The sequence below is a fragment of the Microbacterium sp. nov. GSS16 genome (genome assembly GCF_028198145.1).
Classification (GTDB): domain Bacteria; phylum Actinomycetota; class Actinomycetes; order Actinomycetales; family Microbacteriaceae; genus Microbacterium.
The window spans coordinates 1,091,572-1,112,025 of the sequence record NZ_CP116338.1; the positions used below are offsets into that span (position 1 = coordinate 1,091,572).

General features: G+C 70.1%; 17 protein-coding genes and 1 riboswitch. Of the genes, 13 read left to right on the top strand and 4 right to left on the bottom strand.

Annotation, left to right across the window (positions count from 1 at the left end):
* Position 1 precedes the first annotated feature (1 nt).
* From PGB26_RS05080 to PGB26_RS05095, 4 genes are all read left to right on the top strand, one after another.
* Positions 2–799 carry a uroporphyrinogen-III synthase gene (locus PGB26_RS05080; RefSeq protein WP_271639256.1) on the top strand — a complete coding sequence of 266 codons (798 nt, stop codon included), beginning with the start codon at positions 2–4 and terminating at the stop codon, positions 797–799.
* Entirely contained in the window at positions 796–1,776 is a 981-nt protein-coding gene (gene hemB, locus PGB26_RS05085) for a porphobilinogen synthase (protein WP_271639257.1), read from the top strand. Before PGB26_RS05080 ends, hemB begins: the two co-directional genes overlap by 4 nt.
* A gap of 39 nt (positions 1,777–1,815) precedes the next feature.
* Positions 1,816–3,129, top strand: coding sequence for a glutamate-1-semialdehyde 2,1-aminomutase (gene hemL / locus PGB26_RS05090; RefSeq protein ID WP_271639258.1), 1,314 nt, complete (start codon positions 1,816–1,818; stop codon positions 3,127–3,129).
* A 243-nt stretch (positions 3,130–3,372) separates the two neighbouring features.
* Positions 3,373–3,825, top strand: coding sequence for a hypothetical protein (locus PGB26_RS05095; RefSeq protein ID WP_271639259.1), 453 nt, complete (start codon positions 3,373–3,375; stop codon positions 3,823–3,825).
* A 122-nt stretch (positions 3,826–3,947) separates the two neighbouring features.
* Here PGB26_RS05095 and PGB26_RS05100 read toward each other — a convergent pair whose 3' ends face one another.
* Positions 3,948–6,281: an ATP-binding cassette domain-containing protein gene (locus tag PGB26_RS05100; protein ID WP_271639260.1), complete on the bottom strand. Its 2,334-nt coding sequence runs from the start codon at positions 6,279–6,281 to the stop codon at positions 3,948–3,950.
* Between the two features lie 133 nt (positions 6,282–6,414).
* Here PGB26_RS05100 and PGB26_RS05105 point away from each other — a divergent pair, with 133 nt between their 5' ends.
* Complete coding sequence (locus tag PGB26_RS05105) at positions 6,415–7,473, top strand: enoyl-CoA hydratase/isomerase family protein (RefSeq protein ID WP_271639261.1); 1,059 nt, start codon at positions 6,415–6,417, stop codon at positions 7,471–7,473.
* A gap of 179 nt (positions 7,474–7,652) precedes the next feature.
* Here PGB26_RS05105 and PGB26_RS05110 read toward each other — a convergent pair whose 3' ends face one another.
* Positions 7,653–8,816, bottom strand: a complete 1,164-nt coding sequence (locus PGB26_RS05110) for a glycosyltransferase family 4 protein (RefSeq protein ID WP_271639262.1) — start codon at positions 8,814–8,816, stop codon at positions 7,653–7,655.
* A gap of 70 nt (positions 8,817–8,886) precedes the next feature.
* Here PGB26_RS05110 and PGB26_RS05115 point away from each other — a divergent pair, with 70 nt between their 5' ends.
* From PGB26_RS05115 to PGB26_RS05125, 3 genes are all read left to right on the top strand, one after another.
* Positions 8,887–9,168, top strand: a complete 282-nt coding sequence (locus PGB26_RS05115; protein WP_271639263.1) for a hypothetical protein — start codon at positions 8,887–8,889, stop codon at positions 9,166–9,168.
* A gap of 141 nt (positions 9,169–9,309) precedes the next feature.
* Positions 9,310–11,037 (top strand): ABC transporter ATP-binding protein, encoded by a 1,728-nt coding sequence (locus tag PGB26_RS05120; protein ID WP_271639264.1) that lies wholly within the window; start codon positions 9,310–9,312, stop codon positions 11,035–11,037.
* On the top strand, positions 11,034–13,283 hold the full coding sequence (locus PGB26_RS05125; RefSeq protein WP_271639265.1) for an ABC transporter ATP-binding protein: 2,250 nt from the start codon (positions 11,034–11,036) through the stop codon (positions 13,281–13,283). Before PGB26_RS05120 ends, PGB26_RS05125 begins: the two co-directional genes overlap by 4 nt.
* 184 nt (positions 13,284–13,467) lie before the next feature.
* Here PGB26_RS05125 and PGB26_RS05130 read toward each other — a convergent pair whose 3' ends face one another.
* Positions 13,468–15,051 carry a D-alanyl-D-alanine carboxypeptidase gene (locus PGB26_RS05130; RefSeq protein ID WP_271639266.1) on the bottom strand — a complete coding sequence of 528 codons (1,584 nt, stop codon included), beginning with the start codon at positions 15,049–15,051 and terminating at the stop codon, positions 13,468–13,470.
* A gap of 74 nt (positions 15,052–15,125) precedes the next feature.
* A riboswitch (TPP riboswitch) is annotated at positions 15,126–15,235 on the top strand.
* Here PGB26_RS05130 and PGB26_RS05135 point away from each other — a divergent pair.
* From PGB26_RS05135 to PGB26_RS05145, 3 genes are all read left to right on the top strand, one after another.
* Positions 15,228–15,872 (top strand): ECF transporter S component, encoded by a 645-nt coding sequence (locus tag PGB26_RS05135; RefSeq protein WP_413634775.1) that lies wholly within the window; start codon positions 15,228–15,230, stop codon positions 15,870–15,872. (Overlaps the previous riboswitch by 8 nt.)
* Positions 15,873–15,874: 2 nt before the next feature.
* Positions 15,875–17,425, top strand: coding sequence for an ABC transporter ATP-binding protein (locus PGB26_RS05140; RefSeq protein WP_271639267.1), 1,551 nt, complete (start codon positions 15,875–15,877; stop codon positions 17,423–17,425).
* On the top strand, positions 17,422–18,240 hold the full coding sequence (locus tag PGB26_RS05145) for an energy-coupling factor transporter transmembrane component T family protein (protein ID WP_271639268.1): 819 nt from the start codon (positions 17,422–17,424) through the stop codon (positions 18,238–18,240). The genes PGB26_RS05140 and PGB26_RS05145 overlap by 4 nt, the downstream gene beginning before the upstream one ends.
* Before the next feature lie 44 nt (positions 18,241–18,284).
* Here the strand turns inward: PGB26_RS05145 and PGB26_RS05150 are convergent, their stop codons facing one another.
* Complete coding sequence (locus tag PGB26_RS05150) at positions 18,285–18,698, bottom strand: DUF488 domain-containing protein (RefSeq protein ID WP_333909437.1); 414 nt, start codon at positions 18,696–18,698, stop codon at positions 18,285–18,287.
* A 63-nt stretch (positions 18,699–18,761) separates the two neighbouring features.
* Here PGB26_RS05150 and PGB26_RS05155 point away from each other — a divergent pair, with 63 nt between their 5' ends.
* Positions 18,762–19,523 (top strand): SDR family NAD(P)-dependent oxidoreductase, encoded by a 762-nt coding sequence (locus PGB26_RS05155; RefSeq protein ID WP_271639269.1) that lies wholly within the window; start codon positions 18,762–18,764, stop codon positions 19,521–19,523.
* A gap of 94 nt (positions 19,524–19,617) precedes the next feature.
* Entirely contained in the window at positions 19,618–20,448 is an 831-nt protein-coding gene (locus PGB26_RS05160; RefSeq protein WP_271639270.1) for an SDR family oxidoreductase, read from the top strand.
* Positions 20,449–20,454: the final 6 nt, after the last annotated feature.

The window sequence follows — 20,454 nt, forward strand, 5'->3', positions numbered from 1 at the left end:
GATGACTGCTTCCGAAACCAAGACCGCCAAGCCGCTCGACGGCTGGCGCGTCCTCGTGCCGCGGGGTGGCCCCTGGGGCGACAGCGTCGCCGCCAGCCTGCGCGCGATGGGTGCGGTGCCCGTGGTGGCGCCTCTCATCAACTTCGCCCCGACCACCGACCAGGACGCCCTGGATGCGGCCCTCGCCCGCCTGCAGGCCGGCGAGTACGACTGGCTGACCATCACCAGCGCCACGACGGTCGACGTGCTGTACGCGCATCGCATCGTGATCCCGGCGACGACCAAGGTCGCCGCCGTCGGCGAGACGACCGCTGCGGCTCTGCAGGCTGTCGGCTACGACGTTGCGCTCATGCCCGAGCTCGACAACTCGGCGGCCGGGATGGCCGAGAAGATCATCTCGATCGAGCCCGACGCGCAGCGCATCCTCTCGCTGCGCAGTGAGATCGCCAAGCCTGTCCTCTCGGTCATGCTCACCGAGGCGGGGCACGACGTCGACAGCGTGGTGGCCTACCGCACCGTCGGGGTGCCGGTCACCGAGCGGATCCGCCGCGATGTCGAGAACGGCCGCATCAACGCGATCCTGGTCACCAGCGGCTCGGTGGCCAAGCAGGTGCGCGAGCAGTTCCCCGAGATCCCCGACACGACGATGCTCGCGGCGATCGGCCCCCGCACCGCGAAGGACGCTGAGAAGGCGGGCCTGCCGGTCACGGCCATCGCCGACAAGCAGACGGTGGATGCGCTGATCGACACGGTCTCGCGCTTCACCCTCCCGCACGCGGCAGACGAGTTCGCGCCGTGAGCCGCTTCCCCGACGCGCGGCTGCGCCGCCTTCGCCAGTCCGCTCCCGTTCGTGAGCTCGTGCGCGAGACGTCGCTCGAGCCGCGCCAGCTGGTGCTGCCGATGTTCGTGCGCGAGGGTCTCGCCGACCCCGCGCCGATCGGCTCGATGCCGGGTGTCGTCCAGCACTCGCTGGATTCGCTGAAGGCAGCCGCGGTGGATGCCGCCGAGGCCGGACTCGGCGGAGTGATGCTGTTCGGCGTGCCGGCCGTGCGAGACGCGATCGGATCGGGCGCCGACGACCCCGACGGCATCCTGAATGTCGCCACGACCGCGCTGGCTGCGGAGGTGGGCGACGCGCTCGTCGTGCAGACCGACCTCTGCCTCGACGAGTTCACGGACCACGGTCACTGCGGTGTGCTGACGCCTGCAGGTGGCGTCGACAACGACGCCACGCTCGAGCGCTACGCCTCGATGGCCCTCGCGCAGGCCCGCGCCGGCTCTCAGCTGCTGGGCCTCAGCGGCATGATGGACGGGCAGGTGGCCGTCATCCGCGAGGCGCTCGACGACGAGGGATTCCACGACACGCTGATTCTCGCCTACTCGGCCAAGTACGCGAGCGCCTTCTACGGCCCGTTCCGCGAGGCCGTCGACTCGCAGCTGCAGGGCGACCGTCGCAGTTACCAGATGGACCCCGGCAACCGCCGCGAGGGCGTGCGCGAGGCGTTGTTCGATCAGGACGAAGGCGCCGACATCGTCATGGTCAAGCCCGCGATGGCCTTCCTGGATGTGCTGCGCGAGGTGCGCGACGCGGTCGACGTGCCGGTGTGGGCGTACCAGGTCTCGGGCGAGTACGCGATGATCGAGGCCGCCGCCGCGAACGGATGGATCGACCGCCGCGCGGCCGTGCTCGAGTCGCTCATGTCGATCCGCCGTGCCGGTGCCGATGCCGTGCTGACGTACTGGGCGGTCGAGGCTGCGCGCTGGTTGCGCCCCTGACTCGGAGCCGCTCATAGCCGGCATCCGTAGGCTGGATGCATGGACCGCAACGACTCCCTGTTCGACACCGCCCGCTCCGTGATCCCCGGCGGAGTCAACTCGCCGGTGCGCGCGTACGGCTCGGTCGGCGGTACGCCGCGGTTCCTGGCATCCGCCTCCGGCGCCCGGGTGACCGACGCGGCCGGCCGCGAGTACATCGACCTCGTCGCATCATGGGGTCCGGCGCTGCTCGGGCATGCGCATCCCAAGGTCGTGCAGGCGGTTCAGGATGCCGCCACCCGCGGCCTCTCGTTCGGCGCTCCCACCGAGGGCGAGGTCGAGCTCGCCCAGCTGATCGCCGACCGGGTGCGCCACGGCGACGTGCGACCGATCGAGCGCGTGCGCCTGGTCTCCACCGGCACCGAGGCGACCATGACCGCCATCCGGCTCGCTCGCGGCGTCACAGGACGCGATCTGCTGGTGAAGTTCGCCGGCCACTACCACGGGCACTCCGACGGACTGCTCGCCGCCGCCGGCTCGGGCGTCGCCACCCTCGCGCTGCCCGGCTCGGCCGGGGTGCCGGCTCCGATCGCCGCGCAGACGCTGGTCATCGACTACAACGACCCGGATGCCCTGGCCGCGGTGTTCGCCGAGCACGGTGAGCGCATCGCCGCGGTGATCGTAGAGGCGGCGTCGGCGAACATGGGCGTCGTCGCCCCGCTGCCCGGCTTCAACAAGCTCATCGCTGACACCGCCCACGCGCACGGTGCGCTGATGATCCTCGACGAGGTGCTCACCGGATTCCGCGTGCACCCTGCCGGCTTCTGGGGGCTGCAGCAGGAGGGGGGCGAGAAGTACGTGCCCGACATCATCACGTTCGGCAAGGTGGTCGGCGGAGGGATGCCCCTTGCCGCCCTGGGCGGCAGCGCCGCGGTGATGGACATGCTCGCCCCCGTCGGCCCCGTCTATCAGGCGGGAACGCTGTCGGGCAATCCGCTCTCGGTCGCGGCGGGGATCGCGACCCTGCGGCTAGCGACGCCGGAAGTCTATGCACGAATCGACGCCGCCGCTTCGCGGCTGTCTGCGGCGCTCGACGCTGCGCTTACCGACGCGGGCGTGGTGCACGCCGTGCCGCATGCGGGCAACCTGTTCGGGGTCGCCTTCCTGCCCGAGGCGCCGCGCGACTACGCGATCGCTCAGACGCAGGAGTCGTTCCGGTACGCCCCGTTCTTCCACTCCATGCGCGAGCAGGGGGTGGCGCTGCCGCCCAGCGTGTTCGAGGCGTGGTTCCTCACGGCTGCGCACGGGGAAGACGAGCTCGCCGCCATCGAGGCGGCACTGCCTGCGGCGGCTGCAGCCGCGGCATCCGCCTGACCCGGCGCGACCTGTCGATGGGGTGCCGCACCCTGTCATCTGCCGGGCGCTGCGGCGCACCTCCTGCCCGAGATCTCAGACCGTTCAGTCGACTGACGGGGTGTCGTCATGCGACGCGCCGCCGCCGCGGCGTTCGGCCTGAGAATTCCCGCGCGCGGATTGCCGGTTTGACACAACAGGATCGTTGTCGACCTGTCAGCAAGTCGTGTGCGCGTCGGTCGTGCGCTTTGGCAGACTGGTCGCATGGTGACCCTGCTGCTGGATCAGACGCGACTTGAGATCGTTCTCTCGCCGATCGAGCGGGCATCGACCTTCCACCGTGAGAACGTGCGGGTAGAGCGTGAGCACATCACCAAGGTGCAGCTGACGCAGGATGCCTGGACGTGGCTGCGCGGAGTGCCGGGGCCCGGCACGCACATCCCCGGCGTCCTCGCCGCCGGGACGTGGAAGGCTGCCGAGACCACGGACTTCGTGCTCATCCGGCGGCGCAAGCCCAGCGTGGTGATCGACCTCGACGGGGACCCCCAGTTCCAGCGACTCATCCTCACCACTCGGCACGGACTCGCTCTGACACAGGCGCTGCGCCTCGAGGTCAGCGATCAGCCTGAAGACGTCGCCGACATCGCGACCGGCGCGGTGCCGGTGCAGAAGCCGCGCCAGCGGCGGGTGATCCGGCCGCGGCCGCGGACGGTCTGACGTCGCGCCAGGATGAGCTGGTGGCCGACGGTGCCGCCGCCCGGCTCGGCCGGCGCTTGGCCGGGTGTGGCGCGCGGGCTCGTGGCCGGCTCGATCGGTGCCTGGTGGACTCGAGCCGAGTCTCAGTGCTGCTGCTGGCCCTGGTCTCCGTCGTGGCGGGCATCGTGGCCCGAGGTGCCGTCGGGGCGTTCGGATGCCTCGTCGGCATCCGCGTCGGCCGACTCCTCGCGCCGCTGAGCGCGTGAGCTGTAGGGGTAATCCGGAGCAGGACCGTCGAAGAAGCGGCTGGCCGCTGCCGAGAGCGAGGTGCGCATCGCGGCGAGTCGCGGGTCGTCATCTCCGTCGTCGACGGAGTCATCGTCGTCGTCGCCCGACAGGGTGGGCGTCACGATCGAGATGGCCTCGGTCGCCGGGGCCGGGTTGTCGGATCCGTCGGTGGTGACGGAGGCGGGAAGGCCCGTGATCAGCTCGGTGAACGTCGGTTCGACCGCCGCAGACGGCAGAGTGACCGCATCGGTCGCGAGGGGCAGGAGCAGCGGTCGCGTCTCGTCCGACGATTCGTCGGCGCGGTGCTCGTCGTCGTCGTGCTCGTCGTCGTGTTCCGGCTGCGCATCCGACGCCCGCTGGGCGTCGGCCTCGGGGCGGGCGTCCGGCTCAGCGTGGGCGTCCGGCTCACGCGTCTCGCCGACAGTGGCACCGTCGATCACGTCGTCGATCAGGTCATCATCGCTCTGCTCGGCTGCGCGAGCCTCGTCCGATGACGGAGAGTCCATTTCCACGTCGGAGATGTCCGAGTTCGCGGCGTCGAGGTCGGCGCCGGCATCGGTGTCCGTGCCCTCGCTCGTCTCGTCTCCTGGCGCGTTCTCGGGTCCGCCATCGACGGTCTTTGCGCCCTCGCTCGTCTCGTTCGCGGGCGCGGGCTCCGAATCGCCATCGACGGCCTGCCCGCCGTCCTCTGGTGCATCGGACGCCGACGGCGCGTCCGCCTCGGCATCCGCGGCCGTCTCGACGCCGGCGATCTGCGCACCCGCCGCGGGGTCGTCCAGGGTCGTCGCGTTCGCGTCGCCGTCACTTTCCGTGGCGGCGCCTTCCGTTCCGGCGCTGTCCGTCGCGTTTCCGTCCGTCGCGTCGCTGTCACTTTCCGTCGCGTCGATGTCCGATGCGTCGCCGTCCGTCGCGCCTTCGTCGGTCGGCGCGCTGTCCGACGCGCCTTCAGCCGTCGCGTCGCTGTCCGTATCATCACTGTCCGGCGCGTGCTCGTCCACGGCGATCGTGTCGGTGGGTGCGGCCCCGTATCCGGTGCCGGCTGCAGCCACCGCGCCTCCGTCGGCGACGACCGCAGCCGCGCCCGAAAGGGGCACACCTCCGGCGACCAGGGCCGCGTCGGCAGCACCGGCCTCAGCGTCGTCGACGACGCGGTCCACGTCGTCGCGGGCGTCGACATCCGAAGCATCCGTAGCATCCGTCCTCGCCGCGTCGGCGCTGGCGACGCCTGCCCCGCTCATCGGGTCGGACGCGTGCGCGACCCGATTCGCCGACGTGTCGAGGCGCGGGCTGTCGGCACGGCGCCCGTAGACGAGGTCGAGGAAGACCTCCTCGAGGCTGGGCCCGCGCTGCTGCAGCATGGTCAGGGCGACGCCGGCCTGGGCGGCGACGGCGCCGACCGCAGCCGAATCGGAGTCGCGCACGGTGACGCCCGAGCGCAGCACGTCGAAGTCGAGCTTCGCGGCCGAGAGCGCGGTGATCAGGGGTGCGCGGTTCTCGGCATCCACCACGACGGCACCGCCGGAGGCATCCGCGAGTTCGGAGATGGGGCCGGCGTGCACCGCACGGCCTTTCGACAGCACCACGACGTCGTCGGCCACCTGCTCGATCTCGCTCAGCACGTGAGACGAGACGAGCACCGTGCGTCCTTCGTCGGCGAGGCGACGCATCAGCAGACGCATCCAGCGGATGCCCTCGGGGTCGAGACCGTTGGCCGGCTCGTCGAGCACGAGAACGCCGGGGTCGCCGAGCAGCGCCGACGCGACGGCCAGACGCTGCCGCATTCCCAGTGAGTAGCTGCCCAGGCGGGTGTCGCCGTCGTCCTGCAGGCCGACCAGGTGCAGCACCTCATCGACACGAGCGGACGGAATGCCGTTGGCCTTCGCGGCGAGCATCAGCTGACGACTTGCCGTGCGGCGCGGGCGGTACGCCGACTCCTCCAGCACGGCACCGATCGTGCGCAGCGGGTGACGCAGCTCGGAGTAGTTCGCTCCGCCGATGGTCGCGGAGCCCGAGGTGGGGCGGATCTGCCCGAGCAGGATGCGCAGTGACGTGGTCTTGCCTGCGCCGTTCGGGCCGAGGAATCCGGTGACGGCGCCGGGCTCGACGCGGACGGAGAGGTCGGAAACGGCGGTCAGCGCGCCGAAGCGCTTTGTGACCTGGGTGAACTCGAGCACCTGTCCTTCGGGCATGGCGACCTCTCCTGTTCGGGACAATCTCTTCCATCTTCTCGGAAATCTGGGAGAATCTGCGCTTCACCTGCCGAAACGGGCGATCCTCGTCGACAGATCAGTGCAGATCGCGAAGCGGAGTAGCCTGGCAGGCGTGACCGACACCGAAGCCGCCACCGTCATCGCCCGCACCGACAGCTCGCTCGGACGCGTCACGCTGAACCGTCCGCGGGCGATCAACGCCCTGGATCTCGGCATGATCGAGCAGATCACCGCAGCCCTCACGGCATGGGTCGACGACACCGACGTGCAGACCGTGCTGATCGACGGCGCCGGCGAGCGGGGTCTGTGCGCCGGCGGTGACGTGCGCGCGCTCTACGACTCGATCACGAGCGGTCAGCCCGACCACATCGCCGACTTCTTCCGCGCCGAGTACGCGATGAACGCGCTCATCGCCGAGTATCCCAAGCCCGTCGTCGTGTTCGCCGACGGGATCACGATGGGCGGTGGCATCGGCCTCGCCGGTCACGCCGCCGTGCGCATCGTGACCGAGCGCTCGCGCCTCGCGATGCCCGAGACGCGCATCGGCTTCACACCCGACGTCGGGGGCACCTGGCTGCTCGGCCGCGCGCCGGGCCGGCTGGGGGAGTACTTCGGTCTCACGGGCCAGAGCATGAGCGCGGCGGACGCCCTGTACCTCGGCTTCGCTGATCACTTCGTGCCGTCTGAGAACCTGGACGGGCTGCGCGATGCTCTCGCCACCCGTGCCGACCCCGGCACGCCGAACGAGCTGACCCTGCTGTTCGACGAGACGCCGGAGCCGTCGCAGCTGCCGGCCGCTCGGGCGTGGATCGACGAGACCTTCTCCGGCGACACCGTGGGAGAGATCATGCAGCGGCTGCGGGAATCGGATGCCCCGGATGCAGCGACTGCCCTCGCGACGCTCGAGGAGCTCTCGCCCACCGCCCTCACCGTCACCCTCGACGCCGTGCGCGAGGCACGCGCGATGAGCGGTGTGCGCGAAGCGCTGGAGGGGGAGTACCGCCGGGTCATGTGGTTCGGGCACAATCATCCCGATCTGGTCGAGGGCATCCGGGCTCAGCTGGTCGACAAGGACCGCGACCCGAAGTGGCAGCCTGCGACCGTCGCCGACCTGCCCGCGGATGCCGGTGCGCCGGCGCGCGCGTACGTGCCCGAGCCGCCGCTCTTCTGAGCCGGGTCTTTGCAGGTGCTTCGCCCGCTGGGGCGGCGACCGCTGGGGCCGACGCTCGCTGGGGCCGGCGCTCGCTGGGAGTAGGCGAACAGTCCGACGTAGGCGATTCTGCGCGAGATTCGCCTGTGTTCGCGGGTTCGCCTACCTCCGATGAGCGCGCAGACGGAGGCGTTGAGCAGTCAGACCGAGGCGGCGAGCTCCAGCAGTCGCGCGACGTGGGCGGCGGCCACCCGCTCGCTCGCATACGCCACGGCGGCTTCGCGCGGAGCCGCGAGCAGCGAGCGGTCGGCCGCGAGCCGGATGATCAGGTCGGCCAGGCCCTCAGCATCCGGACTGGGGGTGCCGAGCGCGGCGTCGCCGAACTCCCTCGCGAGCACGGGGTCGCTGACGATCACCGGGCGTCCGTGCGCGAACGCCTCGAGCGCGACCATCGGCTGGTTGTCGAAGCCGAGCGAGGTGATGAGGGCGGCATCCGCGGCATCCATCAGCTCGCCGACTCGTTCACCCGGTACCGGTCCGTGGAAGGTCACGCCCGGCACGGGGCGGTGCGTGCCGCCGGCGACGTCGAGGTGCACCCGGCCCTCACCGAGACGCTCGACAACGAGGCGCATCGCGTCGATTGCGACGTCGACGCGCTTCTCGGGCGCGAAGCGCGCCACCCACAGCAGGCGCAGCGGTTCTCCCTCCGGCGCGGGGGCCACCCGAAGCGGCTGGGCGACGTTCGAGAACGCCTCGACCCGCCCAGCGCCCGCATCGCGCAGCGCCACAGCTTGGTGCTTCGAGGGCGAGAGAACGATGTCGGCGCGCTCCGCGACCCGCAGCGTCATGGTCCGCAGAGAATTGTTCAGCGGATGGCTGCCAGTGAAACGGCCGCCATTCCGGATGCCGGTGAGCGAGCGGTGCACGCGCGAGACCACCGGCGCGAACGGGGCCAGCGCTGCCGGAGCGCGCCAGAAGAAGGTGTGCACGGTGTGCAGTGAGGGGATCCCCAGCTGGCGCGCCACGTCGATCGCGGCCGCCGCGACTGCGAATTCAGAGTGCAGGACGACCGCACCGACACCGTGCCGACGGATCGTCGCGGCGACCAGCGGCTCGAGATCGCGGGCCCGTCCGAGCAGCGGCAGGTCGAGCACCGGGATCGTGCCGCGCTTCGGCGGGGAGACCGTGGTGATGCCGTCTGACGTCAGAGCGTCCGCATCCGGTGCCAGGACGACAACCCTCACACCTTCGCCGGCGAGAGCCTGCGCCTGACGGATGAAAGCCGTCTGCGCACCGCCGAGGTAGCGCAGCGAGTAGTCGCACACCATCAGCACGGCTGGGCGGGCGGCGTTCTCGGAGGGCATGACAGCGAGTCTATTCAGGGTGGTGCGGCCCGACGCTGTGCGCTACCGTGAGCTGCGTCGAGGAGGCCTCATGAACACGTCGATCGAGCGTCGAGATGGGCGCATCGCCGTGGCCGGTGCATCGCTCGCGGGCGCGGGCGTCGTCAGCGCGGCCATCGCTGCTGTGTTGATGTTCGCGGTCGATGATGCGGATGCGGCACGCGGGTTCGCGTTCGTCGGTATGGTCGGCGTCATCGGCGCCGTCATCGCGGCTGTCAGGTCGACCACGACCGAGCGCAAGGCCGTGTTCGCCACCGGAGGAGTGCTGCTTCTCATCGCGTCATCCACGATGTTCGGGCTGAGCTTCTCCTGACACCTCACCGGGGTGGGTGCGCGCGCCCTTTCCGCTGGGAGCGAAGGTCATCCCTGAGAGGGATACGAATGTCGGCGGTTCGTGGCACTCTGTGTGGTGGCCGCGTTTCGGCCCTCCGAAATCTCACAAGGAAGTCCGCCTGTGCTCGGAAAACTCCTCACCCGCTATCTGGCCAGATACTGGCCGCTGCTCATCACGATCGTCGTGCTGCAGTTCGCCAGCGTCATGGCATCCCTCAACCTGCCCGAGATCAACGCCGACATCGTCAACAACGGCGTCGCGAAGGCCGACATCGGCTACATCTGGAACCGCGGCGGCTTCATGCTGCTCGTGTCGCTGGGGCAGATCCTCGCCTCGATCCTCGCCACCTTCTTCGCCGCGCGCATGGCGATGAGCGCCGGCCGCGACATCCGCGCCGACGTCTTCGCCCGGGTGAGCGGATTCTCCGAGCGTGAGGTGTCACAATTCGGCGCCGGCTCGCTGATCACCCGCAACACGAACGACGTGCAGCAGGTGCAGATGCTCGCGATGATGGGCGCGACGATGTTCGTCACCGCTCCGCTGCTCGCGATCGGGGGCATCATCAAGGCCATCCAGACCGACGTCGGCCTCAGCTGGCTGATCGCCGTGTCGGTGCCGCTGCTGCTGGTCATCGCCGTCGTGATCATCGGCCGGATGGTGCCGCTGTTCCGGCGCAATCAGGCCAAGCTCGACGACGTCAACCGCATCATGCGCGAGCAGCTGACCGGTGTGCGCGTCGTGCGCGCCTTCGTGCGCGAGCGCATCGAAGAGCGTCGGTTCCGCACCGTCAACACCGACCTCATGGTGCTCGGACGCAACATCGGCTCGCTGTTCGTGCTGATGTTCCCGCTCTTCATGCTCGTGCTCAACGTCACCATCGTCGCGGTGGTGTGGTTCGGCGGCGTGGAGATCAATGCCGGCAACGCCGAAATCGGCACGATCTTCGCGTTCATGCAGTACATCGGCCAGATCATGATGGGCGTCATCATGTCGAGCTTCATGGCGATGATGATCCCGCGCGCCGCCGTCTCGGCCGAGCGCGTCACCGAGGTGCTCGACGCCGAATCGTCGATGACCCGCCCCGAGAACGGCGTCACCGACTTCCCCGAGCCGGGCGCGGTGGCTTTCCGGAACGTCGAGTTCACGTATCCGGGTGCGGAGGTGCCGGTTCTCTCCGACATCACCTTCGACGCCCGGCCGGGCGAGACGGTGGCGATCATCGGATCCACCGGATCGGGTAAGACGACTCTGGTCTCGCTGATCCCGCGCCTCTTCGACGCGACGGGCGGCGCGGTGCACGTGGGCGGCGTCGACGTGCGTGAGGCCGATCTCGACACGCTCTGGCAGGGCATCGGGCTCGTGCCGCAGCGCCCCTTCCTGTTCTCCGGCACGGTCGCATCCAACCTCCGCTACGGGCGGAAGGATGCCACCGACGACGAGCTGTGGGCGGCGCTCGAGATCGCCCAGGGGCGCGACTTCGTCGAGGCGATGCCGGACGGACTCGACTCGCGCATCGCCCAGGGCGGCACGAACGTCTCCGGCGGCCAGCGGCAGCGTCTGGCGATCGCCCGGGCGATCGTGCACCGGCCGCGCATCCTCGTGTTCGACGACTCGTTCTCGGCCCTCGATCTGACGACGGATGCCCGATTGCGCCAGGCCCTGTGGCGAGAGCTGCCCGACGTCACCAAGATCGTCGTCGCGCAGCGCGTCTCGACGATCACCGACGCCGACCGCATCGTCGTCCTCGACGACGGCGCCGTGGTGGGCGTGGGCACGCACGACGAGCTGCTCGTCACCAGCCCGACCTACCGCGAGATCGTCGAGTCGCAGCTGGGGGTGGACGCATGAGCGAGCAGGAGCAGAACAAGATGTCACGCCGCGAACGCGCACTCGCCGCACGGGCATCCGCCACCGCTGTCGCAGAGCCGGAGCTGACCGCCGCCGAGAAGGAGGAGGCTGAGCTCGCCGAGAAGGCTCGCCTCGAAGGCGGCGGCATGTTCGACGGCCCCGCGCCGGGCAAGGCCGACAACTTCGGGCCCAGCTTCAAGAGGATGATCGGGCTGCTCAAGCCCTCTGCCTGGTGGTTCGCGCTGGTGTCGTTCTTCGGCGCCGTCGGTGTCGTGCTCGCCGTCGCTGCGCCGAAGGTGCTCGGCGAGGCGACCAACGTCGTCTACGAGGGATTCATCTCGAGCGTGCTCGGCCAGGGCTTCGGCGGAGCACCGGGGTTCCCGCAGGGCACCAGCCGCGACCAGGTCGTCGAGGCGCTGCGCGGCGCGGGGCAGGACGAGTTCGCCAACATGATCTCGGCCATGGACGACTTCGCGGTCGGCGACGGCGTCGACTTCGAGCGCCTGCGCTGGATCATCGTCGCGGTGCTGGCCATCTACGTCGTCTCCGCGATCCTCAGCTGGCTGCAGGGGTACGTGATCAACGTGATCATGGTGCGCACCATGTGGCGCCTGCGTGAAGACGTCGAGGCGAAGATCAACCGTCTGCCGCTGTCGTACTTCGACAAGGTGCAGCGCGGCGAGCTGATCTCGCGCGTCACGAACGACATCGACAACATCACCCAAACCATGCAGCAGTCGCTCTCGGGTGCGCTCACCAGCGTGCTCACGGTGGTCGGCGTGCTGGTCATGATGTTCTCGATCTCGTGGCAGCTCGCCCTGGTCGCGCTCATCTCCCTGCCCCTTATGGGCGTGATCTTCGGCATCATCGGACCGCGCTCGCAGAAGGCCTTCGGCACGCAGTGGCGCAAGGTGGGCCGTCTGAACGCCCGCGTCGAGGAGGCCTTCTCCGGTCACGCGCTGGTGAAGGTGTTCGGCCGTGAGAAGGACGCCCTCGAGAGCTTCCAGGTCGAGAACGAGGAGCTGTTCCAGGCGGCGTTCAAGGCGCAGTTCCTCTCGGGCATCATCATGCCCGCGATGATGTTCGTCGGAAACCTGCAGTACGTCGGCATCGCGGTGCTCGGCGGTCTGCTCGTCGCAGGCGGCAACCTGCGACTCGGCGACGTGCAGGCGTTCATCCAGTACTCCCAGCAGTTCAGCCAGCCGCTCAGCGAGCTGGGCGGCATGGCCGCCGTCGTGCAGTCGGGCACCGCCTCGGCCGAGCGGGTCTTCGACCTGCTCGACGCGGAGGAGCAGGATCCGGATGCCGATGACCCGCCCTCCGCGCCGGAGGGCAAGGGTGTCATCGAGTTCGAGCACGTCGCCTTCTCGTACAGCGAGGATCGCCCGCTGATCACCGACCTCTCGTTCCGGGTGGAGCCCGGGCAGACCGTCGCGATCGTGGGGCCGACCGGTGCCGGCAAGACGACGCTCGTGAACCTCATCATGCGGTTCTACGAGCTCGACTCGGGTCGCATCCTGCTCGACGGGCAGGACATCTCCGAGATGCGCCGCGACGACCTGCGTGCGCGCACCGGCATGGTGCTGCAGGATCCGTGGCTGTTCGCCGGCAGCATCCGCGAGAACATCCGCTACGGCAACGACGTGGCCACAGACGAGCAGATCATCGCCGCGGCCGAGGCGACGTACGTCGACCGCTTCGTGCACTCCCTGCCCGAGGGCTACGAGACTGTGCTCGACGAGGACGCCTCGAACGTCTCGGCCGGAGAGCGCCAGCTGATCACGATCGCCCGGGCATTCGTGTCACGACCGTCGATCCTCATCCTCGATGAGGCGACGAGCGCCGTCGACACCCGCACCGAGCTGCTGCTGCAGCAGGCCATGGCAGCACTTCGCGAGGGGCGCACGTCGTTCGTGATCGCCCACCGCCTGTCGACGATCCGCGACGCCGACCTCATCCTCGTGATGGAGCACGGCGACATCGTCGAGCAGGGTGACCATGACGAGCTGATCGCTCGGCAGGGCGCGTACTGGCGGCTCTACCAGTCGCAGTTCGAGCAGGCCGCAACCGATCTCGACGCCGAGGAGGCCCTCACCGGATCGGTGCCGGTGATCGTCACCGGAGAGGCCGTGGACGAGCGCGAGGCGGTCGCCGAGCAGAAGGTCGTCGCCGCCCCCGACGCTCACCAGCTCGGCGAAGCGGTCAAAGAGGCCGAGACCACGGCATCCGACCCGAAGCGCGACTGATCCCGCAAGCCCTGCACTCGACGCACGCCCGCCCCGTCACTCGGGGCGGGCGTTGTGCTTGTGCACGCCGCACCCGAGCATCCGCCCGCGCCGAGCCCGCGGGACTTGTCTTCCAGCACGAGACGTGCGCCAGTGAGCGCCGTCTGGTGCTGGAACGGAAGTCTCGCGGCGTCGGAGAAGTAGGTCAGTCGTTGTCGAGGCCGAAGAGGGCGAGCGGGTGGGTCAGGCGCCACCACGCGCTGGGGGCGGTGATGTCGTCTGCGAGCGATACCGACGCGGTGTCGCCGCCGAGCGGTCCCTCGACGGTGAGGGTACCGACCTCGGCGCCGGCTCCGGTCTTCTCGCCGAGCGAGAACGCGGTGGTCGCCGCCGCCTCGGAGCCGTTCCAGAGCAGGACGCGCGCGTCGGCGTCCGTCACCACCTCGACACGGTCGCCCCACTCCGTGCTGACATGGCCGACCACCGTCCCCGACGGGACCGACGGCGGCTGCTCGGCGAGCGTGGTCTCCATCTCGGTGAGCAGCTGACGGGTCACGGCCAGGCGCTCGGTGTTGTCGGCCTGCCCGAGCACCGACGTGTACAGACGCACGGTGGTCTCGCCGAACGCGACGTCCTTGGCGGTGAGCAGATTCCAGTGGTTCAGGGTTCCGGTCTTCACTCCGACGACGCCAGGGTCGTCGAGCATCTGGTTGGTGTTCGTGACCACTCCGACGCCCGGGATGTCAGCCGAGCGGGTGCCGACGATCTCGGCGAAGACGGGGTTCGCCATCGCGAGCTCGGCGATCTGGATCAAGGCGGCGGGTGGAGCCACATTCGCTTCGCTGAACCCCGACGGCGACTGGACGGTGACGCCCTCGATTCCGCGATCGCTGAGCCACTTCGCGGATGCCTCCGCGAAACCGCGCGGCGATCCCCAGATCTCTCTCGCGAGGCGGTCGATGTAGTTGTTGGCCGATCCGAGCATGATGCCCTGCAGCATCTGATACTCGGTCAGGCTGCCCCCGACCGGCACGTCGAGCGATGACTGATCCGACCGTCGGTACTGCCAGTATTCGCGGGAGTCCGCGAGGGTGAAATCGAAGCTTGGCCCCTGCTCACCGACCTTCAGCGGCAGCTCGTCGAGCACCATCATCACGCTGACCACCTTCGAGATGCTGGCGATCTCGTCGGCCGCTGCGGTGGATGCCACCGGGGCCATGCCCTGGATTCCGACGGCCGCGCTGCCCGTGGCAGGCCACGTGACAGTGGCCGCCGGCGCGGGAGCGATCTCGACGGTTGCCGCCTCCACTACCGGGGCGACCTCGTGCAGCGGCCACAGCAGCGTGGTCGAGACGTAGGCTCCGCAGAGAGCGAGGACGAACCCGAGGGGCACGAGCACACGGGGGCGACGCCATTCGGGAGTGAGCCGTGCTCCGGCGAAGAGGTCGCGTGGCTGCGCGGCGGGCACAGGATCGGCGAGCAGGTCGACCGGTTCGAGCCAGGTCAGAGCCGTGGGCGGACGGGTGGCATCGGCCCACTCCGGCGTCGGTGCACCGGCGTGGGCATCCGCCGTCGGCGCGTCCGCCGATGCGGTGGCGCCGCGGGTGGCATCCGCAGCCGACGCGTCTGCGGCCCCAGCATCCTCGAGCGCAGCCCGTTCCGGTCCGAGGCTGTCGCCGAAGGCGGGGAGCGCAATCGGGCCGGCGGAGGGATGCTCGGCGCGCGCGCGAGTGCGCTCGCGCGCGGCACGGCGCGTCACCGGCGGCGCCGACTCGGGGGGAGGTGTCACGCGACCACGCTACAGCCCGGTGTTTCACGGGGCGAAACGCCGGCCCGTGACCGCCGCGACCGGCGCTATGATCGATCCATCACCACGGGAGTCCGGGCAGCCGGGCTGAGAGGAAGCGATCCGCGCTTCGACCGTCGAACCTGATCCGGATCATGCCGGCGCAGGGAGGAGTTCAGATGAGTGCATCCATGTCCGCGTCCACCGCGCAGACCGTCCCCGCACCCGCCGCGCGCAACCTGCGCTGGCGCGTCGTCGACATCGTCGTCGCCGCAGTGCTCGGCGTCGCGATCGGCCTGCTGTTCTGGGGGTGGAACATCATCGGCGGCGCCTGGTTCGGAGCCGCTGACGCGCTGACCCCGGGCTTCGGCGGCATCGCCGTCGGCATCTGGCTGATCGGCGGTGTCATCGGCGGCCTGGTCATCCGCAAGCCCGGCGCCGCGCTCGTCGTCGAGCTGATCGCCGCGATCATCTCGATGCTCATCGGCAACGTGTGGGGCGTCTCGACCGTGCTCTCCGGGCTGGTGCAGGGCCTCGGCGCAGAGCTGATCTTCGCGCTGTTCCTCTACCGGCGCTTCGGCATCGCCGTCGCCGCCCTCTCGGGTGTGGGCGCGGCCGTGGCCGCGTGGGTCTTCGAGATGTTCTACGGCTCGTCGCCGAACTTCTTGAAGAGCATCGAGTTCAACGCCATCTACCTCGGCGCGCTCGTCGTCTCGGGTGCCCTGCTGGCCGGTGTGGTCGGGTGGCTGCTCGTGCGCGCGCTCGCGACGACAGGCGCGCTGAGTCGCTTCGCGGCCGGCCGGGAAGTGCGCCAGGAGGTCTGAGCGTGTCGTCTCCGGCTCGCGTCACCGCCGACGGGTGGGGCTGGCGCTACGCCGGTCGTCGTCTGCCTGCCGTCGCCGACGTCTCGTTCTCGATCGAACCCGGTGAGAGGGTGCTGCTGCTCGGCGCGTCGGGTGCGGGCAAGTCGACGCTGCTCGCCGGCCTCGCCGGTGTGCTCGGCGACGCCGATGAGGGCGAGCGCACCGGCGCTCTGCTCGTCGACGGGGCAGCGCCGGAGTCGCAACGAGGCCGGATCGGTCTCGTGCTGCAGGATCCGGATGCCGGTGTCGTCCTGTCGAAGGTCGGCGATGACGTGGCCTTCGGCTGCGAGAACCTGGGCGTGCCGGCAGACGAGATCCCCGCACGGGTGGCGTCGGCACTGGATTCCGTCGGACTCGACGTTCCGCTCGACCGGCCGACGAAGGCCCTGTCGGGCGGGCAGAAGCAGCGCCTCGCTCTCGCTGGAGTCCTCGCCATGCGGCCCGGCCTGCTGCTGCTCGACGAGCCCACCGCGAATCTCGATCCGGCGGGGGTGCGGGAGGTGCGCGACAGCGTGGGCAGAGCGCTGGATGCCACCGGCGCGACGTTCATCGTCGTCGAGCATCGCACCGAGGTCTGGCTCGATCTGCTCACCCGCGTCATCGTGCTCGCCGCCGACGGCGGTCTGCTCGCAGACGGCCCGCCCGCCTCCGTGTTCGCCCAGCACGGTGACGCGCTCGCCGCGGCGGGAGTGTGGGTGCCTCACGCCGAGGTCGATGTGCCGGTGCTGCCGACCGCCGATCGCGCGACGCGCACGGTGCTCGAGACGAGCTCGCTCGCCGTCTCCCGCGACGCTCGCACCGCCGTGCAGAGCGGGCTGGAGCTGCGGATCCCACGCGGATCGGCGACGGTCGTCACCGGGCCCAACGGGGCGGGCAAGTCGACGCTCGCGCTCACCCTCGCGGGGCTCCTACCCGAGCTCGAGGGGCAGGTGCTCGCCGCATCCGACCTCGCCGCCCGCTCCGGCCGTCGCCCCTCGCGGTGGAAGTCGCGTGAACTGCTGACCCGCATCGGTACCGTGTTCCAAGAGCCGGAGCATCAGTTCCTCGCCCGCACGCTGCGTGACGAACTCGCCGTCGGGCCGAGAGCGCTCCGGCTGCCCGAGACGCAGGTGCAGGCGATCGTCGACGACCTTCTCGAGCGGCTGCATCTCGCGCCGCTCGCGCTCGCGAATCCCTTCACCCTCAGCGGCGGCCAGAAACGACGCCTCTCGGTGGCGACGGTGCTCGCCGCCGCTCCCGAGGTGCTCGTGCTCGACGAGCCCACGTTCGGTCAGGACCGCCGGGGCTGGATCGGCCTCGTCGAGCTGCTGCAGGCCGAGGTCACGGCCGGCCGCACAGTGATCGCCGTCAGCCACGACGAGGCGGTGGTCCGGCACCTCGGCGGGCATCGCATCGAGCTCGAACCGGTGGCGTCACCCGACGGCCCGGCGACGTCACCCGCACCCTCGGCACCCGCAGCATCGGAGCCCGCCCGTCCGGCCCCCCTCGTCGGCATCGATCGGGGGCGGCCATGACGAGCACGTCGAACCGACCGGCGACGACACAGCCGATGCATCCTGCCGCCCGGCCCCGTCCGGCATGGCTCGACGGAGTCAATCCCGTCACGAAGATCGCTCTCGCACTGCTGCTGTCGGTGCCGCTGTTCGCGTCCATCGATCCGGTCAGCGCCCTCGTGGCGATCGCACTGCAGCTGGTCTGCCTGCCGCTGACCGGGCTGCCGGTGCGCACCGTGCTGCTGCGCCTGCTGCCCATCGCGCTGTTCTCGCCGATCGCCGGACTCAGCATGCTGCTGTACGCCGAGCCCGAGGGGGAGGTGTTCTTCAGCTTCGGCTTCGCGGCCATCAGCGAGGGGTCCATCGCTCTGGCCGTCGCGGTGACGCTGCGAGTGATCGCGCTCGGGCTGCCGACCATCCTGCTGTTCGGTCGCACCGACCCCACCGAACTCGGCGATGCGCTGGCCCAGGTCGCGCACCTGCCCAGTCGATTCGTTCTCGGCGCGCTCGCCGGGGCGCGGATGCTGGGGCTGTTCCTCGACGACTGGCGCACCATGTCGCTGGCGCGACGGGCCCGTGGTGTGGGCGACCACGGCGCGCTGCGCCGATTCTTCTCGATGGCGTTCGTGCTGCTCGTCTTCGCGGTGCGCCGCGGCACCAAGCTCGCCATGGCGATGGAAGCGCGTGGATTCGGATCGGGCATCGAGCGCACGTGGTCGCGTCCGTCGCGCCTCCGTCTGCGCGACGGTGTGGCGCTGCTCGGCGGTGCTGCGATCATGACGCTCGCTATCGCCGGGGCGGTCGCGGCCGGCATCTTCCGGTTCGTCTGGAGCTGACCGGTCGGCCTCGAGTCGACCAGGCCGTCGGGTGCCGGCCGGGCTCAGCCGATCATCCCCCGCAGCACGCTCTCCAGCACCACCGCGTGGTTGTGCTCGGTGTCGTTGACGGCGTAGACGAGGGTGACGACCGGATGCCCGCGGAGCTCGTCCACGAGCCGGGCGAGCGCCTCTGCCGATTCACCCTCGAGCTGCGCACGGTAGTGCGCGGCGCAGGCGTCGAAGTCCGCTCCCGGCGCATGCCACTCGTGGCGCAGCTCGGTCGACGGTGCGACGTCTTTCGCCCAGAGGTCGATCGCCGCACGCTGCTTCGACACGCCACGCGGCCAGAGTCGATCGACGAGCACGCGGTAGCCATCGCCCGCGGAGGCGCTGTCGTAGGCTCGTTTGCGACGAAGGTCCATGCCCTCAGCATCCACCCGCTCGCGGCCACCCGCCAGCCAGGCACTCAGAGCCACGTATGCTGAGACTCAGTCGCATTCGGCGTCCGACCGGCGCCGAGTCGTTCGAAGGAGAACACGATGCAGATCACGGGACAGGGCGCGCTCATCACGGGCGGCGCAAGCGGACTCGGCCTCGCCACCGCGCGCAGGCTGTCCGCCGCGGGAGCACGGGTCGCGATCATCGACCTGCCGACCTCCTCGGGTGAGGAGATCGCCGCCGAGCTCGGCGGGCTGTTCCTGCCCGCCGACGTGACCAGCTCCGAGCAGGTCGCCGCCGCCGTGGCATCCGCCCACGCCGTCGCACCGCTGCGCGTCGTCGTCAACTGCGCCGGCATCGCCCCGCCCGCCAAGGTGCTCGACCGCGACGGCAACCCCGCCGACCTCGCCGCCTTCGAGCGCGTCATCCGCATCAACCTCGTCGGCACGTTCAACGTGATCTCCCAGGCGGCGGCCGTGATCGCGCAGACCGAGCCCACCGAGGGTGGCGACCGCGGCGTCATCGTGAACACCGCGAGCGTCGCCGCGTTCGACGGTCAGATCGGCCAGCCCGCCTACTCGGCTTCCAAGGGCGGAGTGCACGCGATGACCCTGCCGATCGCACGCGAGCTCGCGCGGCACGGCATCCGGGTCTGCACGATCGCTCCCGGCATCATGGAGACCCCGATGCTCGCGGGTCTTCCGCAGGCCGCGCAGGACTCGCTCGGCCAGCAGGTGCCCTACCCGTCGCGGCTCGGCAGGCCAGACGAGTACGCCGCGCTCGTCGAGCACATCGTGGCCAACGGCTACCTCAACGGCGAGACCATCCGACTCGACGGCGCCATCCGCATGGCGCCGAAGTGAGCCCGCTCCCTTCGAATCGCCCACTTCGCCTCGAAACCGTCCGGGAATGCGCACTATGAGCGATCCCAAGCCAGACAGCCCAAGGAGAGAGACCATGTCACTGGCCGGAAAGACCATCCTCATGTCGGGCGGCAGCCGCGGCATCGGCCTCGCGATCGCCCTGCGTGCCGCGGCCGACGGCGCGAACATCGCGATGCTCGCGAAGACCGACACCCCGCATCCGAAGCTCGAGGGCACGGTTCACTCCGCGGCCGAGGCGATCCGTGCTGCCGGCGGGCAGGCGCTGCCCATCGTCGGCGACGTGCGCGACGACGACCAGGTGACCGAGGCGGTCATGAAGACGCAGGGCGAGTTCGGCGGCATCGACGTCGTCATCAATAACGCCAGCGTCATCGACCTGTCACGTTCGCTGGATCTCGCGGCGAAGAAGTACGACCTGATGCAGGACGTCAACGTGCGCGGCACGTTCATGCTGTCCCGCGCCGCCGTTCCGGTGCTGCGCGAGTCGGCGAACCCGCACATCCTGTCGCTGTCGCCGCCGCTGAACCTGTCGCCGAAGTGGCTGGGTGCGCACACCGGATACACCCTCGCGAAGTACGGCATGACGATGGCGACGCTGGGCCTTGCGGCCGAATTCGCGGATGCCGGGATCGCGGCCAACACGCTGTGGCCGCGCACCACGATCGCCACCGCGGCCGTGCAGAACCTCCTCGGCGGCGACAGGGTGATGGCCGCCAGCCGCACCGCTGACATCTACGCCGACGCGGCGTACTCGGTGATCACCAAGCCCGCACGGGAGTACTCCGGGCAGACCCTGATCGTGGAGGACGTGCTCGAGGCCGACGGGATCACCGACTTCTCGAAGTACGCCGCCGTCCCCGGCACCCCCGACGACCGCCTGTTCCCCGACATCTTCCTCGACTGACCGGCA

Coding starts and splice junctions, on each gene's coding strand:
- PGB26_RS05080 (WP_271639256.1), top strand. CDS start 2: ATGACTGCTTCCGAAACCAAGACCGCCAAGCCGCTCGACGGCTGGCGC.
- hemL (WP_271639258.1), top strand. CDS start 1,816: ATGGACCGCAACGACTCCCTGTTCGACACCGCCCGCTCCGTGATCCCC.
- PGB26_RS05095 (WP_271639259.1), top strand. CDS start 3,373: ATGGTGACCCTGCTGCTGGATCAGACGCGACTTGAGATCGTTCTCTCG.
- PGB26_RS05100 (WP_271639260.1), bottom strand. CDS start 6,281: ATGCCCGAAGGACAGGTGCTCGAGTTCACCCAGGTCACAAAGCGCTTC.
- PGB26_RS05110 (WP_271639262.1), bottom strand. CDS start 8,816: ATGCCCTCCGAGAACGCCGCCCGCCCAGCCGTGCTGATGGTGTGCGAC.
- PGB26_RS05115 (WP_271639263.1), top strand. CDS start 8,887: ATGAACACGTCGATCGAGCGTCGAGATGGGCGCATCGCCGTGGCCGGT.
- PGB26_RS05125 (WP_271639265.1), top strand. CDS start 11,034: ATGAGCGAGCAGGAGCAGAACAAGATGTCACGCCGCGAACGCGCACTC.
- PGB26_RS05135 (WP_413634775.1), top strand. CDS start 15,228: ATGAGTGCATCCATGTCCGCGTCCACCGCGCAGACCGTCCCCGCACCC.
- PGB26_RS05145 (WP_271639268.1), top strand. CDS start 17,422: ATGACGAGCACGTCGAACCGACCGGCGACGACACAGCCGATGCATCCT.
- PGB26_RS05155 (WP_271639269.1), top strand. CDS start 18,762: ATGCAGATCACGGGACAGGGCGCGCTCATCACGGGCGGCGCAAGCGGA.
- PGB26_RS05160 (WP_271639270.1), top strand. CDS start 19,618: ATGTCACTGGCCGGAAAGACCATCCTCATGTCGGGCGGCAGCCGCGGC.